The 18,869-nt window shown below is 42.2% G+C and carries 22 protein-coding genes and 1 other RNA gene; 6 read left to right on the forward strand and 17 right to left on the reverse strand.

Translation table 11 applies throughout. The features are described 5' to 3' along the window. Positions 1 to 530: 530 nt before the first annotated feature. On the reverse strand, positions 531 to 893 hold the full coding sequence (locus BAU16_RS05600; RefSeq protein WP_048604193.1) for a hypothetical protein: 363 nt from the start codon (positions 891 to 893) through the stop codon (positions 531 to 533). 70 nt (positions 894 to 963) lie between these two features. Beyond that, positions 964 to 1,344 carry a CvfD/Ygs/GSP13 family RNA-binding post-transcriptional regulator gene (locus tag BAU16_RS05605; protein ID WP_048604194.1) on the reverse strand — a complete coding sequence of 127 codons (381 nt, stop codon included), beginning with the start codon at positions 1,342 to 1,344 and terminating at the stop codon, positions 964 to 966. 87 nt (positions 1,345 to 1,431) lie between these two features. Between BAU16_RS05605 and BAU16_RS05610 the strand changes: the two genes are divergently transcribed. After that, positions 1,432 to 2,601 carry a MalY/PatB family protein gene (locus BAU16_RS05610; RefSeq protein WP_048604195.1) on the forward strand — a complete coding sequence of 390 codons (1,170 nt, stop codon included), beginning with the start codon at positions 1,432 to 1,434 and terminating at the stop codon, positions 2,599 to 2,601. Between the two features lie 53 nt (positions 2,602 to 2,654). Here the strand turns inward: BAU16_RS05610 and BAU16_RS05615 are convergent, their stop codons facing one another. Then, positions 2,655 to 3,242: a peptidylprolyl isomerase gene (locus BAU16_RS05615; protein WP_048604196.1), complete on the reverse strand. Its 588-nt coding sequence runs from the start codon at positions 3,240 to 3,242 to the stop codon at positions 2,655 to 2,657. Positions 3,243 to 3,417: 175 nt separating this feature from the next. Between BAU16_RS05615 and BAU16_RS05620 the strand changes: the two genes are divergently transcribed. From BAU16_RS05620 to BAU16_RS05630, 3 genes are all read left to right on the forward strand, one after another. Continuing rightward, the gene (locus BAU16_RS05620; protein WP_161526688.1) at positions 3,418 to 4,398 is read left to right on the forward strand and encodes an NAD(P)/FAD-dependent oxidoreductase; all 981 of its coding nucleotides are present in this window, start codon (positions 3,418 to 3,420) and stop codon (positions 4,396 to 4,398) included. A 2-nt stretch (positions 4,399 to 4,400) separates the two neighbouring features. Beyond that, positions 4,401 to 5,012, forward strand: coding sequence for a bis(5'-nucleosyl)-tetraphosphatase (symmetrical) YqeK (yqeK, locus tag BAU16_RS05625; RefSeq protein ID WP_161526689.1), 612 nt, complete (start codon positions 4,401 to 4,403; stop codon positions 5,010 to 5,012). A 139-nt stretch (positions 5,013 to 5,151) separates the two neighbouring features. Further along, the gene (locus BAU16_RS05630; RefSeq protein WP_048604199.1) at positions 5,152 to 5,661 is read left to right on the forward strand and encodes a phosphatidylglycerophosphatase A family protein; all 510 of its coding nucleotides are present in this window, start codon (positions 5,152 to 5,154) and stop codon (positions 5,659 to 5,661) included. Positions 5,662 to 5,706: 45 nt separating this feature from the next. Here BAU16_RS05630 and BAU16_RS05635 read toward each other — a convergent pair whose 3' ends face one another. The 9 genes from BAU16_RS05635 to BAU16_RS05675 form a co-directional block, all read right to left on the reverse strand. After that, entirely contained in the window at positions 5,707 to 6,333 is a 627-nt protein-coding gene (locus BAU16_RS05635; RefSeq protein WP_161526690.1) for a TIGR01906 family membrane protein, read from the reverse strand. After that, a complete protein-coding gene (locus tag BAU16_RS05640) occupies positions 6,326 to 7,099 on the reverse strand; it encodes a TIGR01457 family HAD-type hydrolase (RefSeq protein WP_161526691.1) in 774 nt (257 codons plus the stop codon). Before BAU16_RS05640 ends, BAU16_RS05635 begins: the two co-directional genes overlap by 8 nt. Positions 7,100 to 7,102: 3 nt before the next feature. Then, a complete protein-coding gene (locus BAU16_RS05645) occupies positions 7,103 to 7,723 on the reverse strand; it encodes a YutD family protein (RefSeq protein ID WP_048604202.1) in 621 nt (206 codons plus the stop codon). Positions 7,724 to 7,757: 34 nt separating this feature from the next. Further along, positions 7,758 to 9,140, reverse strand: a complete 1,383-nt coding sequence (locus tag BAU16_RS05650; protein WP_161526692.1) for a bifunctional metallophosphatase/5'-nucleotidase — start codon at positions 9,138 to 9,140, stop codon at positions 7,758 to 7,760. Between the two features lie 296 nt (positions 9,141 to 9,436). Beyond that, an RNA gene (gene ffs, locus BAU16_RS05655) (signal recognition particle sRNA small type) lies at positions 9,437 to 9,523 on the reverse strand. Positions 9,524 to 9,562: 39 nt separating this feature from the next. Next, positions 9,563 to 10,078 carry a tRNA adenosine(34) deaminase TadA gene (gene tadA / locus BAU16_RS05660; protein WP_137604641.1) on the reverse strand — a complete coding sequence of 172 codons (516 nt, stop codon included), beginning with the start codon at positions 10,076 to 10,078 and terminating at the stop codon, positions 9,563 to 9,565. A 156-nt stretch (positions 10,079 to 10,234) separates the two neighbouring features. Next, on the reverse strand, positions 10,235 to 10,570 hold the full coding sequence (locus BAU16_RS05665) for a hypothetical protein (protein ID WP_048604205.1): 336 nt from the start codon (positions 10,568 to 10,570) through the stop codon (positions 10,235 to 10,237). Positions 10,571 to 10,635: 65 nt separating this feature from the next. Then, complete coding sequence (locus BAU16_RS05670; RefSeq protein ID WP_161526693.1) at positions 10,636 to 11,982, reverse strand: RsmF rRNA methyltransferase first C-terminal domain-containing protein; 1,347 nt, start codon at positions 11,980 to 11,982, stop codon at positions 10,636 to 10,638. Positions 11,983 to 12,092: 110 nt separating this feature from the next. Continuing rightward, a complete protein-coding gene (locus BAU16_RS05675; RefSeq protein ID WP_161526694.1) occupies positions 12,093 to 12,803 on the reverse strand; it encodes a zinc metallopeptidase in 711 nt (236 codons plus the stop codon). 229 nt (positions 12,804 to 13,032) lie between these two features. On the opposite strand from BAU16_RS05675, the gene BAU16_RS05680 reads away from it, so the two are divergent. Continuing rightward, on the forward strand, positions 13,033 to 13,464 hold the full coding sequence (locus tag BAU16_RS05680; RefSeq protein WP_048604208.1) for a hypothetical protein: 432 nt from the start codon (positions 13,033 to 13,035) through the stop codon (positions 13,462 to 13,464). Further along, positions 13,461 to 14,894, forward strand: a complete 1,434-nt coding sequence (locus BAU16_RS05685; protein ID WP_048604209.1) for a flotillin family protein — start codon at positions 13,461 to 13,463, stop codon at positions 14,892 to 14,894. The genes BAU16_RS05680 and BAU16_RS05685 overlap by 4 nt, the downstream gene beginning before the upstream one ends. 49 nt (positions 14,895 to 14,943) lie before the next feature. On the opposite strand, the gene BAU16_RS05690 is transcribed toward BAU16_RS05685, so the two are convergent. The 5 genes from BAU16_RS05690 to lysA form a co-directional block, all read right to left on the reverse strand. Then, a complete protein-coding gene (locus BAU16_RS05690; RefSeq protein WP_137604645.1) occupies positions 14,944 to 15,603 on the reverse strand; it encodes a Crp/Fnr family transcriptional regulator in 660 nt (219 codons plus the stop codon). A 78-nt stretch (positions 15,604 to 15,681) separates the two neighbouring features. Further along, positions 15,682 to 15,912, reverse strand: coding sequence for a heavy-metal-associated domain-containing protein (locus BAU16_RS05695; RefSeq protein ID WP_048604211.1), 231 nt, complete (start codon positions 15,910 to 15,912; stop codon positions 15,682 to 15,684). A 79-nt stretch (positions 15,913 to 15,991) separates the two neighbouring features. After that, positions 15,992 to 16,660: an HAD family hydrolase gene (locus BAU16_RS05700; RefSeq protein WP_161526695.1), complete on the reverse strand. Its 669-nt coding sequence runs from the start codon at positions 16,658 to 16,660 to the stop codon at positions 15,992 to 15,994. Positions 16,661 to 16,711: 51 nt separating this feature from the next. Further along, positions 16,712 to 17,551 (reverse strand): diaminopimelate epimerase, encoded by an 840-nt coding sequence (gene dapF, locus BAU16_RS05705; RefSeq protein ID WP_161526696.1) that lies wholly within the window; start codon positions 17,549 to 17,551, stop codon positions 16,712 to 16,714. Further along, entirely contained in the window at positions 17,535 to 18,854 is a 1,320-nt protein-coding gene (lysA, locus tag BAU16_RS05710) for a diaminopimelate decarboxylase (protein ID WP_048604214.1), read from the reverse strand. Before lysA ends, dapF begins: the two co-directional genes overlap by 17 nt. Positions 18,855 to 18,869: the final 15 nt, after the last annotated feature.

Raw genomic sequence — 18,869 nt, forward strand, 5'->3', positions numbered from 1 at the left:
AAATCATATCAGATTGACAAGCGATTGTCAACTAAAAGTTTGAAGTTTTTTTCGTTTGAACAAAGTGTTTAAATCGAATTTTCTTCAGCTGCTTAACAGCGACTTGATTAGTTTATCAAACGAGTTGTTATTTGTCAACAACTTTTTAAAGGAAAATTTCACGTTGTATCATGGTTTATTTTCTTTCGTCGTTTGACGACTTTGTTATAGTAACATCTGTTTCTTGTTTCGTCAACTCTCTTTTTCAACTTTTTTCTGAAAAAGTTTTTTTGAAGAGCTGTTTTGTTACCGTTGATTAATTTACCACTTCTTAAACTTTTGGTCAACTAAAAAAAGACTTTTTTTAGCCTTGCCAAAAAAAGATATTCTGCCGATATGAACCTAATCATTCGCTTTTCTGCTAACTAATCTATATTTTATAGTACTTTTTTTCAAAAATCGAATAAAAAGCAAACAATATAACAATTCGCGGGACTATATCCGGGTGAAAAAAATGTAAAAAAAAAGCCGAATTCGGCTTTTTTTGCTTATCAGAAGAACGGAACGCCTTCAATCGCATAGTCCTCAATGATTTTTTGGAAACGTTCTGGGTCTTCCCAATGGTAATCGTCTGGTAGTAGCCCCACCAGCTTTGCTTCTTCCGCTTCAAAAACAAAAAGTGGAATATTTTCTTCATCAATATGTCCATTTGTCAGTTCAACAAGATTCAAGTTGTTTACATCCAAGTGTGCCGTGTCTTTTAATAGTTGTAAAATATTGGCTAAACCTGTGCGGTCGTTCGAAAATTTTGTATATGCTAACTCGATGGTATCTCCAACTGAATGCATCAAAAATTTCTTTGAGCCGTTTTGCAAGTGTAACATCACAGTACCAGCGACCTTCTTGTCTTCCAAAATATCCACCTCAATTGTTTTATCTGTTAACACGAATAGATTTTAGCATATTTTCAGAAAACATACAAAATCATTTTCTCGTCCCCTCTTGGTGAAGACGCATCAACGCTTCACTGATCCACTGAGGTAGGGCTTTTTCGATGCTGTCAAAGCCGATTTTTTTATTCTTATTTGTAAAATATCTTTTTCGTCGGGTCCGATTCGGCACGAAAGTTGGTTCTAAGGTTCGGCGAGACAAGCTGATTTTTTGAGAATATTCGTCAATGTCGATGATTTGCACCCGTACCCCCTCACCGACTTTGATTACATCATGGATATTTTTCGTGTACCCTGATTGAATCTCTGACACATGGATCAAGCCTTGTGTTTGGTCATCTAATGAAATGAATGCCCCATAAGGTTGGATACCGGTCACTTTTCCTTCTATAATTTGTCCAATTTTATATGTCATATGGTTCCCTCTCTTTGCATAATTCATTATACTGTAAGTAAAGAAAAAATTGAAGTTCTCATTGGACTTCGATGGGAGGCAGAAAAAATGACGGAATTTGATCAAATTAATGATCGCCGGAATACCAACTGTGTCAAATGGGATAGCATCACCCAGACGTATAAAAAAGAAAAGCTTTTGCCTTTTTGGGTCGCCGATATGGACTTCATGGCGCCCAGCCCGGTGACTCAAGCTCTGGAGACATTTGTAAAAAAAGGAATCTATGGCTACAGCATTCCACCGGAAAATCTTTACCAATCTATTATTGACTGGCAAAAAAGACGACATGGGTATGGGATAGCGAAAGAAGAAATTTTGTTTTCTCCTGGGGTGGTTCCCAGCATTGCCGTTGCTATTCAAGCATTTACCGAACCGGGAGATGCCGTTTTGATTCATGATCCGGTGTACCCGCCTTTTGCCAAAATGGTCACCGCAAATCAGCGGAAACTGGTTCGTAACACTCTAATAGAAAGAAACGGTCATTTTGAAATGGACCTTGCGGCGATGGAGACCCAAATCGTGGATAATCAGATAAAACTATTTATTTTGTGCAATCCCCATAATCCTGGCGGTCGGGTTTGGCATAAAGAAGAGTTGCAAGCAGTCGGGCGTCTGTGCCAAAAGCATCAGGTTTTAGTAATCAGTGATGAAATTCATGAAGATTTGATTTTTCAGCCCCATCATCATGTTTCTTTCCATACAGTTCAACCGGATTTTGCCGACTTTTCAATTGTTTTAACAGCTGCTACAAAAACCTTTAACTTGGCCGGAATCAAAAATTCGATGGTCTTTATCAAAAATCCTGAACTGAAAAAACGTTTTACAACTCAGCAGGAGAAAACAGAACAAAGTCAAATCAACACATTTGGTCTGATTGGAACAGAAGCGGCCTATCGTGAGGGAGAAGTTTGGTTGACGGACTTGTTGACCTACCTTCAAGAAAATCTATCCTTCGCCTGCGACTATTTTCGTGATCAGATGCCCAAATTGAAAGTTCTACAACCTGAAGGTACTTATCTCTTATGGCTGGATTTTTCTGCTTTTCAGCTTTCTGACAAACAACTTCAGGAAAAATTAATTAATGAAGCCGGTGTGGTGTTAAATCCAGGAATCACTTTTGGACCGGGTGGCACTCAGCATATGCGCTTTAATATCGCCTGCCCTCGTAAAATTTTGGCGCAAGGACTTCAGCAAATTGCGGAAGCTTTTTCTGAATAAAATAAAAACCGGACTCAGGGCTGTGACAGCTCTAATGAGTCCGGTTTTTGCGTTTATTCTGTAATTTCGATTGATTCGATTACAATATCATGTACAGGACGATCTTGAGGTCCTCTTTGAGCATTGGCGATTTCATCTACAACATCCATTCCGGAGATTACGTGTCCGAAAACTGTATGACGGAAGTCTAACCAAGGGGTTCCCCCTGCTTTATATGCTTCGATGATTTCAGAAGGGTAGCCTGCCCCTTCCAATTGGCCTAACATATTGCCGGGAACGTTTTGATTGTTCACGATGAAAAATTGACTGCCGTTTGTATTAGGTCCGGAATTTGCCATCGACAAGGCTCCGCGAATATTGAACAGTTCTTTTGAAAATTCATCTTCAAAATCACCGCCGTAAATACTTTCACCGCCCATACCAGTACCGGTTGGGTCGCCGCCTTGAATCATAAAATCAGGGATAACACGGTGAAAAATAATTCCGTCGTAGTAGCCTTTTTTAGCTAATTCAACAAAGTTTTTCACGGTTTTAGGTGCTAATTCAGGGAAAAGTTGAACGGTGATATCCCCGCGGTTCGTTTTAATCGTTGCTTGATGTCCAGTTGCATGTTCTGCTGATAATTGTGGAAATTGAGACAAAAAAATCTCCTCCTCATAGTTGATGTAGCCTAATGATAGCAGAAAAACGATTTTTTGCCACGTTTCTTTCTCGCTTTTTTGTTATAATGCAACTAGAATGAAGGATTTTTAATTCACTCGTGTTTTTTCTAAGAGGTTTTGAGAAATCTTCTAAAAAAGAACAAAGGAGCTTTTAATGGATATCTACGATGTAACGATTATTGGTGCAGGTCCCAGCGGTATGTTTGCGGCATTTTATGCTGGTATGCGTAACGCAAAAACCAAATTGATTGATAGTCTGCCTCAACTTGGCGGACAATTGGCTACCCTGTATCCTGAAAAATATATTTATGACATTCCCGGTTCTCCAAAAATCAAAGCCGGCGAATTAGTTAAAAACTTGGAAAAACAATTAACGTTGTTTAACCACACCTATCGTTTGGAAGAAGAAGTGCTGGGTATTCAGAAGGTAGATGATGTGATTGAAATCACGACAACCAAAGAAGTCCATTACTCGAAATCCGTGATTTTAGCTTTAGGGAATGGCTCTTTTCAGCCACGTAAATTGAATGTCGCCGGCAGTGAAGCTTTTGAAGCTATCGGTATTGACTATTATGTCACGGATTTAATGAAATATGCCGGCAAAAAAGTTGCCATCGCCGGTGGTGGCGACTCGGCAATGGATTGGGCATTGATGTTGGAGCCGATTGCGGCAGAAGTCTCCTTGATCCACCGCCGGGCCGAATTTCGTGGACACGAACACAGCGTGAACAAATTAAAAGAATCCTCTGTCAACATTCTAACCCCTTACGTTATCAGTGAGTTACAAGGTGACGAACGCCTATCTGAAATAGTCCTGCAAAATGTCAAAGGAGAAGAAAGTGTCCATTTAGCCGTGGATTATTTAATCGTAAATTACGGCTTTACCTCTTCGCTAAATTTAAAAAACTGGGGCTTAGACAGTACCAGACAAGGAATTTTCGTGGAAAGTACGATGCAGACTTCAATACCCGGTGTTTATGCCTGTGGAGATGTTGCGTTGTATGACGGGAAAGTCAAATTGATTGCGACTGGTTTTGGTGAAGCCCCGACGGCTGTCAATAATGCACTGCACTACATCGATCCTAAGACCCGCACCCAGCCAGGACATAGCAGTAGTTTGTTTGGAGAGGAATAACAATGAAAACTTTAGCAGATTACAAACAATCCTTTGAATCAGCAAAGCTTTCTTCCCAGATTGAAGAATTTCTTTTTAAAAATCAAATACCGACAGAGATGATCCTGCCTCATTTGCTGGCGGTCGCATCGGAGGCCCACCATCTTGCCAGCCACTTTGGTGTTTCGCAAGAAGCAGCCTATACAGCTGGCTTGCTGCATGATATCAGTATTGTAATTCCTGACGATCAACGGATATTCTTTCATGAGGAATTGGGGAAGGAAATCCTCCCAGAAGAAAAACAACTGCCAATGCTTTTACATCAGCAGCAATCGGCTATTTTGGCAGAGAGTTGTTTTTTAATCGAGGATGAAGAAATTCTTTCTGCTATTGCTTGTCATACTACATTAAAATCTCATGCAACACCGCTAGATCAAGTTGTTTTCCTGGCAGATAAAATTCGTTGGGATCGTCAAGAAACTCCGCCTTTTTTATCTGAATTGCAGCTTGCTTTAAAAGAATCGATGTCCCTCGGCTGTCTTTGCTATCTCGATTGGCTGTTCGGAGAAGATTTACAGGTTCCTCATCCTTTCGCTGTTGCGGCACGGGAAGAACTGAAAAAAAAGCTTGACTAATTTGACGATTCTTTCATTTGATTCAACAATGGGAATGCGCTACGATTGATGAGAAGGTATCAACTCCTGCTTTAGACTATTAAAAAGAAAAAACAAGGACAAAAAGTTGCTACTACTAGATGAATGAGGAGGACGTTTCATGGTTATTGAAAAAAATACCTTAGAAGAAAAGGCGCGGAACTTATTGGCATCTCGAGGGGTGACTCTCAAAGATATCGGTGAGCTGGTTTTATTTTTGCAAAAGGATTATATTGAGGGAATCACGTTGGAGCAATGTATCGAAAGTGTAGACAGCGTTTTGACAAAACGAGAAGTTCATAACACCATCATCACCGGTATTCAGTTGGATCTGCTGGCGGAAGAAGGCAAGCTTTGTGATCCATTGCAGGAAATCGTTGCGGAAGATGAAGGGCTTTATGGCATCGATGAAATTTTGGCGCTGTCGATCGTCAATGTTTACGGATCAATCGGCTTTACCAATTACGGCTATATCGATAAAATCAAACCGGGAATTTTGAAGGAACTCAACGCCCATGACGGCAAACATGTTCACACTTTTCTTGATGATATCGTGGGAGCAATCGCCGCTTCAGCTGCTAGTCGCCTTGCCCATCAACACCCGACAAAATCCAGCTCTATCACCCAATAAAACAAAAATGGCTAGCGATTCCTTAAACGGATCGCTAACCATTTTTTATTTTTTTAATTGCCGCTTGCCGCTTAAAACGACGAGAAAGAAAAAGAGTTCAATCAGCAAGAAGGCTAAAATAAAGCAGTACATGAAATAATCTTCCGGCAAAACATTGATGATCGGGTCTGTCACCGGATCAAACAACCAATCATCATTTGCAAAAAACAATTCATGAAATTTCACAAAAAAAGTATCAAAACCGATTGCCATCAAGCTGCCCAAAACAACCGGTACCGCCATGCCCCATTGAAAAGGACGGATCAGATGCCACAACCGTTTTTCTTTCCACATACGCCGGAAAAATAGACCGCTGGGAATCACCGTCACTAGAAAAATCCCATAATCCAGCAGAAACAATTTTTTCACATCATAGAAATGACCGCGCCCCGCTTCGGACATTGGAAAATCCGGTAAGGAAAGGGTTGTGTTGAAGGGATTATTCAAAAAGTTCATCAGCAAATCATAATTTTTTAGAAGTTCGGTTTTTGATAGCTCGGTGTAGGAGAGAATCTCTAAGTGGTCAATCGCCCAAACATACAAGGGGCGGCTGTTGATTGCCAAGATTCCTGCTAAACTGATCAATGTCAAAAAAACCAATACGATCCCCAGTCGTTCCTGCCATTTATTCATCTACAATAATCCATTCATCCAAAGAATCTAAAACAAAGGTCGGTTGTACAGGTAAAGTTGGTACCGCAGCTTTTGGCGTAAAGCCGGAAAGCACCAACAAGGTATCTACGCCATTATTCAATCCCGAACGAATGTCGGTTTCATAATTGTCCCCTACCATAATGACATCTTCTTTGGCCAATCCGATTTTTTCCACCGCTTTTTCCATAATGATAGCTTCTGGCTTACCAATGTAAATTGGTTGAGTCTGCGTAGCAGTTTCCACCATGCTGATTAGAGAACCGGCACCTGGAAGCAGTCCCCGTTCGGTAGGAATATTTTTGTCTGAATTTGTGCCAATAAACGTAGCACCCTTTTGGATGGCTAAGGTCGCCAGTACAAATTTTTCATAGGTGACTTGGTTATCCAAGCCCACCACCACATAATCCGGGTTGGTTTCTTCCCACTCAAATCCGGCGGCTAGAATCAAATCAATCAAACCAGCTTCACCAATCACAAAAACTTTTTTACCTTTGTTATCGTCTTTCATGAAATCAATCGTCGCAAGACTGGCAGTGTAGATTGTTTCTGCTCCTACATGGATATCAAACTCATTCTTTAAACGATCCGCCACGGTTTGTGGACTGCGGGTCGTATTGTTCGTCACAAATAAAAAAGGAATGTTTTGCTGCTGCAGTTTTTCAACAAAGCGTTTGCCAGCTGGGATCGGTTGGGTTCCCAGATAAATCGTTCCATCTAAATCAATCAAATATCCTTTATATGTCATCAATTAATCTTCCCGTTGACGAATCACGAAGCCCTCTTTTTTTCCAGCTTTGGGGCGGTTGTCATTCGTTTTCTTCGTTTTTTCTTTATCTTTTCGATTTTTGATTACTGGTTTTACTTTACGCTGCGGGATCGCTTCACGTTTTTCAGAGAGATGGGCTTGCTGGTTTTCTCCAGTTGCTGGACTCTTCTTTCGTCGTTGTCGAGGATGTCCTTTTTCTTTCTTGCCCCCTACCCGTTGGATCACAAAGTAAGCACAGCCAAAATTGCAATATTCATAAAGATAATCTTCCAGTGTATCGATTCGTTGATCGGGAAAAGCTTTACGATTGTCGGTGTCAAAGAACCCTTTGAGCCGTAATTGTTCATAGCCCCAATCCCCAACGATATAATCATAACGTGCTAAAACCTCGCTGTAGCGTTCCCCCAATTTTTCAAGGTCAAACCCTTCACGATGATTTCTAACTAATTTGTATTGACGGCTGCCGATCATAAAATCTGTATCGCTGATTGTTGTCACGATTTCCCCTTTTTGGGGTTTCACAGGTTCTTCAATAATTTCTTCGATCACGCTGGTCAGCTCGTCTGTCACGGTTGCCTTTTCAGGCTGTTTTTCTTTTGACATTTTTTCACCACCTATTTGTCATTATACCTTGTTTTTATAGGATTGGATAGTGAGCATGCAAGTAGTTGCCCAATACACTGCGAATAAATTCAGGAAACAAAAATTCGTGGGTTCCGGCGATTTCGATGGTAGGGAAAAACGGCACGAACATCAAGTGATCCACCGTGGTCAGTCGATAGTCTTTGTCCGGATCTATCGGACGATCCTGCCAATATACTTGGTGATTCGTGGCATCATAAAAAATGCCGTCATAAACGATTTGTCCAAAAATTTTGCCGCGAAAACCCATGCCCAGAATCGGGAAATTCCGCAAAAAATTACGGTTTTTTTCAATTTCTGCTACCAAGCGGATAACATCTCTTCCCTTCAAAGTAACCCGAATCAAATGCATTGGATGGGGTAAAGTAGTATGCAGCTGGTCTTGATCGACGATTCCTTTTGGTAAGGGCGCCAAAAACAAACCGGTATTCAGCAGTGCTGCCTCAGTTTTTCCTCGTTCTTTAACTGCCGCTAGTGTTTCTTTGATTAGCGCATGTTCTGCTTCAGGGTCTAGAGACAATTCAACTGGCAGATCCGCCATGACTTTATTTTTCAGCAAACGGTGTCCTTCCTCCATATAATAGTCAATTTCCGCTTGATCTTCAGGAAAAACCGGTAAATCTGACGTTTCAATCGTCCGTGCTTCTTGATGAAGAATTTGTTTTTGATCATCAAGCGTGACCGTCACCTCACCAATGTATCGCCCAAATTTGCCGGCGGCAGCCAATTGAACACCGTTGACAACTTTGCCCTCTTTGAACAAATGATGCGTGTGGGAACCGAGAATCAGATCAATCATCGGTAATTCGTTGGCAATCAGTTGATCGTCTTCAATTCCCAAATGGCTCATCAGTATCAGTAAATCCACCTGTGGTCGCAAAGTACGTGCCAAATTTGCCAAAATTTCCATCGGTTGGCGGATATCCCATCCATTTGGCGCATAGGTTAAAGGAAAAGGTGCAGTCAAAGCAATCAAACCGACTTTACTTCCTTGTGGGGTAGTAATGATTTTATAAGGCTTTGCCCATGACGGCAATTGAAGCGTCGTTTTATCATACAAATTGGCAAGAAGAACATCAAAATTCGCCTGATCATAAAGATGATCCAACTCTTCTTTCGAATTTCCAACTCCCTCATTGTTGCCAATCGTTGCTGCATCATAATGGATTTGATTCATCAGTTGGACATTTGCCTGTCCGTTCGTTGCCTCACTCAATGGATGCCAACGATCTGTAAAATCCCCAAGATCAACGGCCAATGGAGTCGCTCCTAGCTGACTCACTTCCCGTTTTCGTTGATCGATATAACGCCGAATTTTCGGCCAATTTTCTAAATGAGAGTGGAGATCATTGGTATGTAAAACCACGATTTTTTCCATCAGCTCGCCTCGTTTCTTTTCTTCTCAATTTTATGGACTGATTATTTTTTCTATTATAGTCGTAGGTGTCTTTTTTTGCCAGTAATCCAACTAACTCAGCCATACCTAATTTTGATAAAAGAAATCCCTCGCGTCTTAAAGGAATAAAGAGCTAGCCGATGATTGCATTTCTCTTTAGTTCCCTTTTTTTAATCAAAAATAGAACGTGTTAAAAGACCGATGATAGCGCCTTTTAACACGTTCTGTTTTGGTCATTCATAAGACAAAAAAAAGAGCCTTGCGCTCTTTGGGTTTCTTATTTAATAAGACACATGGCTGAACTCGCTTAGTGCTGCTTCCTTCCAGATCTGACACGCTTCACAAGCCAACCATTGTCCTAGCCTTTCGGCAAAAATAAGTATATCGTATATTTCTAGTTTTGGCTAGTCTTTCTCCAAAGAATTTTGTCGGCGTTGTTTTTTCTTTGCCCGCAGTTCTCTGAAAAAAGTTGTCAGTAGCTGTCCGCACGCCTCTTCCAAAATGCCGCCTTCAACATAGCTCCAATGATTGAAGCGCTGATCTTCCAACAAATTCATGAAAGTTCCGGCTGTTCCTCCTTTGGGATCGTACGCACCAAAATAGACTTCTTCTACTCGGGAAAGCTGCATCGCTCCACTGCACATGGTACAAGGTTCAAGGGTGACAAACAGTTGCGCACCTTCTAAACGCCAACTTGCCAACTCCCGACAGGCCTCTCGAATGGCAAACATTTCGGCGTGTGCCGTAGCATCTTGGGTTTCTTCCCGCAGATTATGTCCCCGTCCAATGATTTTGCCGTCCAATACGACGATAGCACCAATGGGAACTTCCTTTTTCTCGCCTGCTTTATGGGCTTCCTTAATAGCTTCTTCCATAAAAAATTCTTTTTCAGCCTGACTCAATGTGCTGACTTTTTCCACAAGGTTCCTCCGATCCATGACCCTTTCATTTTATCAATCTGATAATTACTTTAGCATAATTTTCGGTGAACAGCCAAGAAATACTGGACAAAAAAAGCTTGACCCGCTTCCGTAACATCATCGGAAAAGAATCAAGCGTTTTGGAAAAAGTAATGGTTAGAACACGGAATCAATGAAGCTCATCAATTTATTGCGCAACAGTTCCGTTGTGTCTTTGACATTTTCACCATAGACAGAGATTTGTTTACGGCTGTCTTTGATTTTGTGCATGATATTCATCAATGAATCCAAATCCTCATCGGTCAAATTATCCACAACATCCAGCAATCGTTCATTGCCATGAAATTTGTCATCAACAAACTTCCTTACCTTGCGGCGATCTGTGGAACGCTTCAATTTGTTCACCAATTTGTCCGAAACGACAGCAACCGTTGTGATTCCCGCTACTGCAGCAATACTTAATCCAATCGTTACTTTTGTTGAAGTTTTCATTCATATCAGCTCCTTATCCTTACTTCTATGATAGCATATTGGAAAAAATATGAATAATGATAGCTCTAGGATGCGTGGAATCTTAATCCTTTTGGAAAGAAATTTTTAATAACTCCCTGCACCTGTTTACCAAAACCAACCGGGATTTTTTCGACACACAGTAGGACCCATCCGGCATTGCCGGCTTTAGGAATCGTTTCACCTGCCACATAGTGTTCCCATTCTTCCTTCGTTAAGGAAAGATGAGGATAGTTTGTCGGCTCCTGAATAGCCATCGCAAAGGAATAACTTGGTTCAATGCGGTTTTTCTTGAGAGTGCCTAAATGAACGCCCGCCCGCAAAAAACGCACCCCATTCAAATCAGGCGCCATTTCCGGTAGTAGCCACAATTGGTCACCTAAAACAGTCAGCTTTCCTTGCACAGGTGCTGGTAATTGATGACTGACCTTCTCCCACAATTGTTGCGCAGGACGATCAAGACTCCTTTGGCGTTTGTTCCGTTTTTTGGGGGCTTCATTTTTTCCATGAAAAACTAATTTCGCAACAAAATGACCTTCTCCCTGATTTTTGTGGGGCCATAATCGAACCGTGTTTTCTAAGCCAGCTACACTGCCCCACTCTGGACGCCCGTGAGAAACACCTAATTGATGAATGGGTTGGATTGTCAGAGGATAATTTTCTACCAGCCAGCTGATGATTTCTTCATTTTCTTCCGGTGCAAAGGTGCAGGTAGAATAAATTAATGTCCCCTCTGTTTGCAGCATTTGGATCGCCGAAGCCAAAATTTCTTTTTGCCGTTTGGCACATTCCTCGGGCGTTTCAGCAGTCCACTCATTGATTGCCTGCTGATCTTTCCGAAACATCCCCTCACCAGAACAAGGAGCATCCACCACAATGCGATCAAAAAAGCCACGAAAATGAGAAACCAATTCATGAGGGGCATGATTGGTAACGATCGTATGGGCAGCTCCCCAACGCTCCACATTTTCCGCTAAAATTTTTGCTCGTTTGGGGAAAATTTCATTTGCGACTAATAACCCTTTATTTTTCATTTGTCCCGCTAATTGGGTCGTTTTTCCACCGGGAGCGGCACACAGGTCCAATACTTTTTCTCCTGGCTGAGCTGCCGCGACCGTAGCTACGATCATGGCGCTTGGTTCCTGACTGTACACATAGCCTGCTTGGTGCAGCAGTGATTTTCCGCTGACTTCCCCAAGATAGCCTTCTGGTGCATAAGGCGCCGGTTTCTTTTCAGAAACGTAGCCCTTCAGCATCTCCTTTGCCGCAGGTTTCAATAGATTTATACGAAAAGCTTTTTGAGGGGTTTCCTCTTCAATCGCAGTAAAAAAAGCGGCAGCTTCTTCCCCCAATAAGCGCAAATATTTTTCTTTAAAAGCAACAGGTACCTTCATCGTTTCACTTCCAACTATATTTTTGCAAAAAATATAATAAACATATTTGGAAATTTCTGCAACAAAAAAATCCTCCCTATTAAAAAGAGAGGAAAAATTTTATTCTTTGCTTAATCTCGCCGATTGTTTCCGCCAAACAGTAGGACCAACCGTAACAATTGCAAGAAGGTACTAATGGCTGCTGCCACATAGGTCAATGCCGCCGCTATCAACACTTTGCGCGCCATCGGAACTTCTTCTGCTGTCAACAGTCCACCATCCCCTAAGATCTTTAATGCCCGTCTTGAGGCATCAAATTCTACCGGCAAAGTGACTAACTGAAAAAGCAACGCCAATGAAAATGCAATCAGACCTAAGTTGATTAAAAATTGTCCCCGCAGCAAAACGCCGATGAGGATAATTGGTAATGCCAACGAAGAGCCCAAATTCGCCACCGGAACGATGGCTGCCCGTAGCCGTAACGGAAAATATCCCTTCGCATCCTGAACAGCGTGCCCACATTCATGGGCTGCTACACCGATTGCCGCAACCGAAGTTGATTGTGCCGTTGCCTGTGATAGACTTAATAGTTTCGTTTTCGAATTATAGTTATCCGTTAAATTGCCGGAAATACCTTGGACCCCAACATCTGTGATCCCCTGACTTTGCAAGATGAATTGTGCGGCTTGCGTACCAGTTACATTGTTTCTGCTACGTACCTCATCAAATTTTCGGAAGGTGTGATTGACATATGCCGAAGTCGCCATTGAGATCACCAATCCAATAATGACTAAAATAAATGTCGGGTCAAAAAAACTCAGTCCCATTCCATAACCGTACATGGTTCCATCCTCCTATTTCGTTTGTCTTTATTTTACCATTAAACCTTTGAATATTTTGTGAAAAGAGCCGGAAAAATTTTTAATTAATACTTTTCGTCTTTTTTTACTGAATACACAAAAAAATGCGTTTTCGAATAATTACAATTCTGTTACACACTTTCCTTGAATACGCTACCTACTTCGCTTATGATAAACCTAACAACTTTTCAAAGAAGGTGAGGAAAATGGGATGAATCCGTTACGTCAGCTGATCGAGTCGCTCAACCAGCTACCACCCTTCGTCACTGGTGTAGCATGGTTTCTTTTGATCCTACTGGTATTGGCTGTACTATTTGCCGTTTTCAGTCTGCTTTTGACCCCTTTCATGATGCTGTACAATCGGCTGACAGATCGCAACAAAAGCAATGTTTTAATCGAAGACGACTATGTATTAGGAGAATTGACAGAAAAAATCCACGGTGACGCTCTTGGAGAAGTTATGGAAACCGGCAGCGGCTCTGCCCGTTCAATCCATCCTGCCCGTTTATTTCGGGAAAAGGACATCCAAGAAAATCTCCTATTACCAGTTGGAACAAAGGTACTCATCATCGACTTTGATCGAGAAGGAATCGCTTTAGTTGTGAAAAATGAAAACTTTATAGAACAGGGAGTGGAAAAATGACAGATTTACTTGCAAATCCAATTTTTTGGATCGTAATCGCCGTACTTGCTTTGATCGCTTTTCTAATGATTCGCTACCGCATCGGAAAACCCGATGAAGCCTTAATCGTTACCGGATCATTTTTAGGTAAAGAAGGCATCAAGATTTTGAAAAACAGCGGGACTTTCGTTATCCCCATCGTTCAAAAGGCCCATAAATTGAGCTTGCTGACCCATAAATTAGAAATTGGCACCCCGGAAGTTTACACAGAACAAGGTGTTCCAATCAAAGCCAGCGCTACCGTGTTGGTGAAAGTCGGAAACAGCAACGAATCCATCAAAACTGCCGCTGAGCAATACCTTGGTAAATCAACGGAAGAATTAGAAGATGAAGCAAAAGAAGTTTTGGAAGGTCACTTGCGGGCGATTTTGGGAACGATGACGGTTGAAGCAATTTACAAAAATCGCGACGACTTTGCTGAACAAGTTCAAAATGTCGCTTCCACCGATTTGAAGAAAATGGGATTAGAAATTGTTTCCTTCACTATCAAAGACGTTAGCGACACCAATGGCTATCTGGACGCTTTAGGACGTCCGCAAATTGCTGAAGTGAAAAAAAATGCCGAAGTTGCTGAATCAAATGCGTTACGGGAAACACGAATCAAACAGGCAGAAAACGAACAGTTGGCAAAACACGAAGAAATTCGTCGCCAAACCGAAATCGCCGAAGCCAACAAAGATATGGCGTTAAAACAAGCTCAATACAAGCAGGAACAAGAAGTTGCTGACGCGCAAGCTGAACAGATTGCCGTTGGTGAAAAAATGAAGATCAACTTGATCGAACAAGATAAAAACATCGAAATCCAAGAAAAACAAGCCGAATTAACTGAGAAACAACTAACCGCAACCTTGCGGAAACAAGCCGAAGCCGACAAGTACGTGGTGGAACAAAACGCCTTAGCTGAAAAAGCAAAAGAAATCGCACAAGCAGAAGCTGATGCAGAGAAAATCAAATTGGCTGCTAATGCCGAAGCAGAACGAATTGCCAAACTTGGTGCAGCCGACGCTGAACGGATTGCAAAAGTCGGGCAAGCCGAAGCCGACAGCAAAGAAAAAATGGCTATCGCCTTGACCAAACTGAACGAAGCCGGTATTTTGATGGAATTCATCAAAGTCTTGCCTGCAATCGCCAAAGAAGTCAATGCACCATTAAGCAACATCGACAAGGTGGTCAGCTTTGGCAGTGGTGACGGATTACCTGAAATGGGAGAAGCCGGTTTAGCACGTACTTTTGATACCATCAAAGAAACCACCGGACTCGACCTCGTATCACTAATCAACGACACAATGGCAAACCGGGCTGGAAACCAAGAACTGGTTGCCGCAGTAAAAGAAGCAACCCCAGCCGCTCCTGCACAACCGAAGCATGCAGAAGTTTCTGAAAAAGAATAGCCTACAAAATGCTAAAAGACCAAAAAGCGAATCCGCTTTTTGGTCTTTTTTACATATCCTCCAACCCGTCCAAATCCAGCAGTGTGATGCGGCTGCCTTTGCGTTGAATCAGTTGGTGGTCTTCTAACAATTTTAACTTGCGGGAAAGGGTTTCCGGCGTCGTTCCCAGAAAAGCGGCTAATTCCTTCATTTTCATCGGAATAGTGACATTCGCTTCGCCACCGACTTTATACAAATCTAAGAGATAGGTCGCTAAACGTTCTTCGACTTTTTCCATCATCAGAAATTGTGTTTGCTGCTCAACCTTAGTCATTTTTTCCGCATTGATTTCTAGCAATCGTAAGCTGAGTTGGGGATAACGCAACAATAATTGCTGGAAATCCTGATGCTTCAAAACACAGACCTCCGTTTGTTGTAGAGCTTCACCAAAGAGTGTATCATTTTGCGCACCAAACAGTTGGCTTTCTCCTTCGTAGCCGCCGGGTTCTACTACCCGTAACAGTTGTTCTCGTCCGGCAGGTGAAAGCTGATAGACCTTCATATTCCCACGAGCAACAATCACAAGCTGCGGATCGCCCTCAGGAGTAACAATTTGTTCCCCTTTTTCAAAAACTTGATGGGTGACCAACTGATTGATTTTTCTTTGTTCCTCAAGATCCAAATGATTGAATAATGGAACCAGCGTCACACAAATATGCTCATGAGTCATTTCGCTTATCGTCTCTTTTCCTTACTTTTTTCCTACCTTTATCTAACCGCAAGTATACCCTTTCGTCAACTGGAACGCTTAGACGAGTTCTTTAACCTTCGTTCCTTTCACTTCATAACCAAGGTCTTCAATAACTTTGACTACGGTGTCGGCACTGATTTGGCTGCTGTCAATTTCGGCTTTTACTTTACCGGCATTGAACAAAACCTTGACCTTTTCAACACCTGCTTGGTGTCCGACTGCACTTTCGATTTTTTGCATACATGATGGGCAAGTTAATGCGTCTAATTGAATAATTACTTTTTCCATGAGAAATTCCCTCTTTCTTTTCTATGGCTCTAGTATAGGACCAAAGCCGCGGAAAAAAATTGATAGCTGTCAAGAAAAATCAGTTTTTTGCTTGATATTCAGAAAATTTCTCTGTCAAAGTTGTCGCCGTCAAAAAATCATAGCTGTCCACTACCCAATCTGAAGCTAAAGTCAGCTTTGGGTAGTCTGGATTGGCAAAACCAACACACATCATGTTGGCATTTTTGACCGCTTGGCTGCCGTTGGGAGAATCTTCCAATGCAACACAGGCTGCGGGATCTACACCCAATCGTTTCGCTGCCAAAAGATAAACATCCGGTGCAGGTTTGGAATGAGTCACCTCTTCGCCGCTGGTAATGACCTTGAAATGATCATAGATTCCAATGGTTCGCAAAGAACGTTCGATTTCAGTTAATGGAGAAGAAGAAGCCACTGCCAAAACCTGTTGTTCTTCGGCCAAGCGTTGCACCAGTTCTATGGCTCCTTTGATTGGGCGAATCCCATCACGATCAATGATTTCTTGTCGTCGTTGGATCATTTCTGCCACATATGCTTCTGCCGGCTTTGGTAAATCGAGTTCTTGTTTCATTGTCTCCCAAGTATACAGATACGATGTTCCCATAAATTTGCCATGGTAACTGCTGAGCACCGATTTTCCGGCTGCCGCCAATACACCATCCTTCGCCTCGAAATAACTGTACTCTGAATCGATCAGTACACCATCCATATCAAAAATAATTGCTTCCATAAATTTTTTGCTCCTCAGCTGTTTTTACTTCCGGTGAAGTAGAAAATCTACCTATTGCTGCGGTAAATCTTCATCCGTAATCAAGCCTTCAATGATAATATTGGTATCTCCCATCAAATAAAGCTCACGATCCTTTACCTCTACTTCCAGTGTACCACCTAAAACTTGGATCACAACCGGATTTTGCGGTGTCAATTTTTTTTCAGTCAGAGCGTAGGCCACTGAGCCGGAACCTGTACCGCAAGCTAAGGTAAAATCCTCCACGCCACGTTCAAAGGTACGCACCAAGACATCGCCATTTTCCATGAAATCATAAAAATTCACATTGGCACCTTTTGGTAACTTTTCCCAAAAACGCAATTTCTTTGCCAGATCTTGCAAGTCAGCCAAGTTTTTTTCTGCAAGTGCTGGATAATGGATCACTAAATGAGGAATCGCCGGGTCCCCTAACTCAACATAATCCACTTGAGTCACGATTTTATCCAAATCGTCTGAGAAATCCCAATCAAAATGGGTATGGGTAGGTTCGTTAAGTTGAACTTTATACCGACGGGCATCCAAACGCCAAGCTTTTACATCTCCTGCCACCGTTTCGATTGTCATTGTATCCGTTGCTAGTCCCTTTTCATAGGCATATCGGGCGATACAGCGTGCCCCATTGCCGCACATTTCAGCTTCCGTGCCGTCTGCATTATAAAACCGCATCCGAAAATCACCCTCGGCTTGCGGGGTATCTAGAGCCATCAACGCATCACTGCCAACGGAACGTTTTTGCTGGCAGATTTGTTTTGCTAAGGTTGACAGCTCTTCGCCGGATAAACCCAGTTCTTGGTTATTGATGACAATAAAATCATTGCCTGCACCTTGCATTTTATTAAAGGGAATTTTCATCTACTCTACCTCCAAATGCTTGATAAGGCTGCTCGTTTTCCAGTAATTGCTGGTAGCTTTGTCCTTTAACAATCAGTTGCGACTCCCCGTCTTTTACCAAAACTACCGGTGGAATCGGCAATTTATTGTAATTGCTGGCCATAGAATACCCATAGGCTCCTGTAGTAAAGGTTGCAAAAAGATCACCAGCAGAAACATCAGGAATTTCCAGATCCTTGATTAATATATCGGTACTTTCGCAGGCTTTTCCAGAAATTGTCACGGTTTGAGTTGCTGGTTCATCCGCTTTATTTGCCACTACTCCTGTATAAGTTGCTTGGTACAATCCTGGACGAATATTATCGGTCATACCGCCATCAATGCTGACGTATTTGCGAATGCCTGGTAACTCTTTGATACTGCCGATTTTGTGCAACGTAATCCCTGCTTCAGCAACGATACTGCGACCGGGTTCGATAACGATTTCTGGGCGAGGAAGATTCTGGGTTTCACAAAATTCCTCCGTCAAATCCATTAACGGTGTCAAGAAATAGCTGTAGGGCATCCGCACATCCTGCTCCGTGTAACGCACCCCAAAACCGCCGCCGTAATTCAATTCCTTGATGACATAATCAAATCGTTCATGCACCTCAAGCATCAATTGCAACGAAACCTTTGCTGCTGCCAAATGTGCCCGGTTATCCGACAACTGGCTGCCCACATGAAAATGAAACCCGTAAAATTCGATTTCCGGTGCTTCGATTGCTTCTTGAATTTGGGGAAATAAAATGCCTTCATCCAAAGGAATTCCGAATTTTGAATCTTTTTGCCCCGTCGAAATAAATGCATGGGTATCCACCTTGACTTCCGGTGTGATACGAAAGAGAATTTTCGCTTTTTTTTCTTTAGTACGACAGATTTCCCGCAGCAAAGCAACTTCCTGCAAACTATCAACAATGATTCGTCCAACGCCATAGTCCACAGCCATCTCTAATTCTTCCACCGACTTGTTGTTTCCGTTAAATTCAATTCTTTCAGCAGGAAAATCTGCTTGAATCGCTGTAACTAATTCGCCGCCGCTCACGACGTCTAACGACAACCCTTCCCGCTGGATAATCTTCACCATCGCTAAAGTAGAAAAAGCTTTACTGGCATAGGCTGCCCGTGTCTTTGGGTAACGATCCAAAAATTCTTCATGTAGGGCACGACATTGCGCCACGATTTCCGTCTCAGAAAAGACATAAAGCGGCGTTCCATATTTCTCTGCTAAGGCGACCGTATCGCAGCCATCCCAATATAAATGATTCTTTTTCGTTGCTTTCATTTTTTCGCTCCTTCG

It is taken from the genome of Enterococcus sp. JM9B, from assembly GCF_009933265.1.
Taxonomy (GTDB): domain Bacteria; phylum Bacillota; class Bacilli; order Lactobacillales; family Enterococcaceae; genus Enterococcus_C; species Enterococcus_C songbeiensis.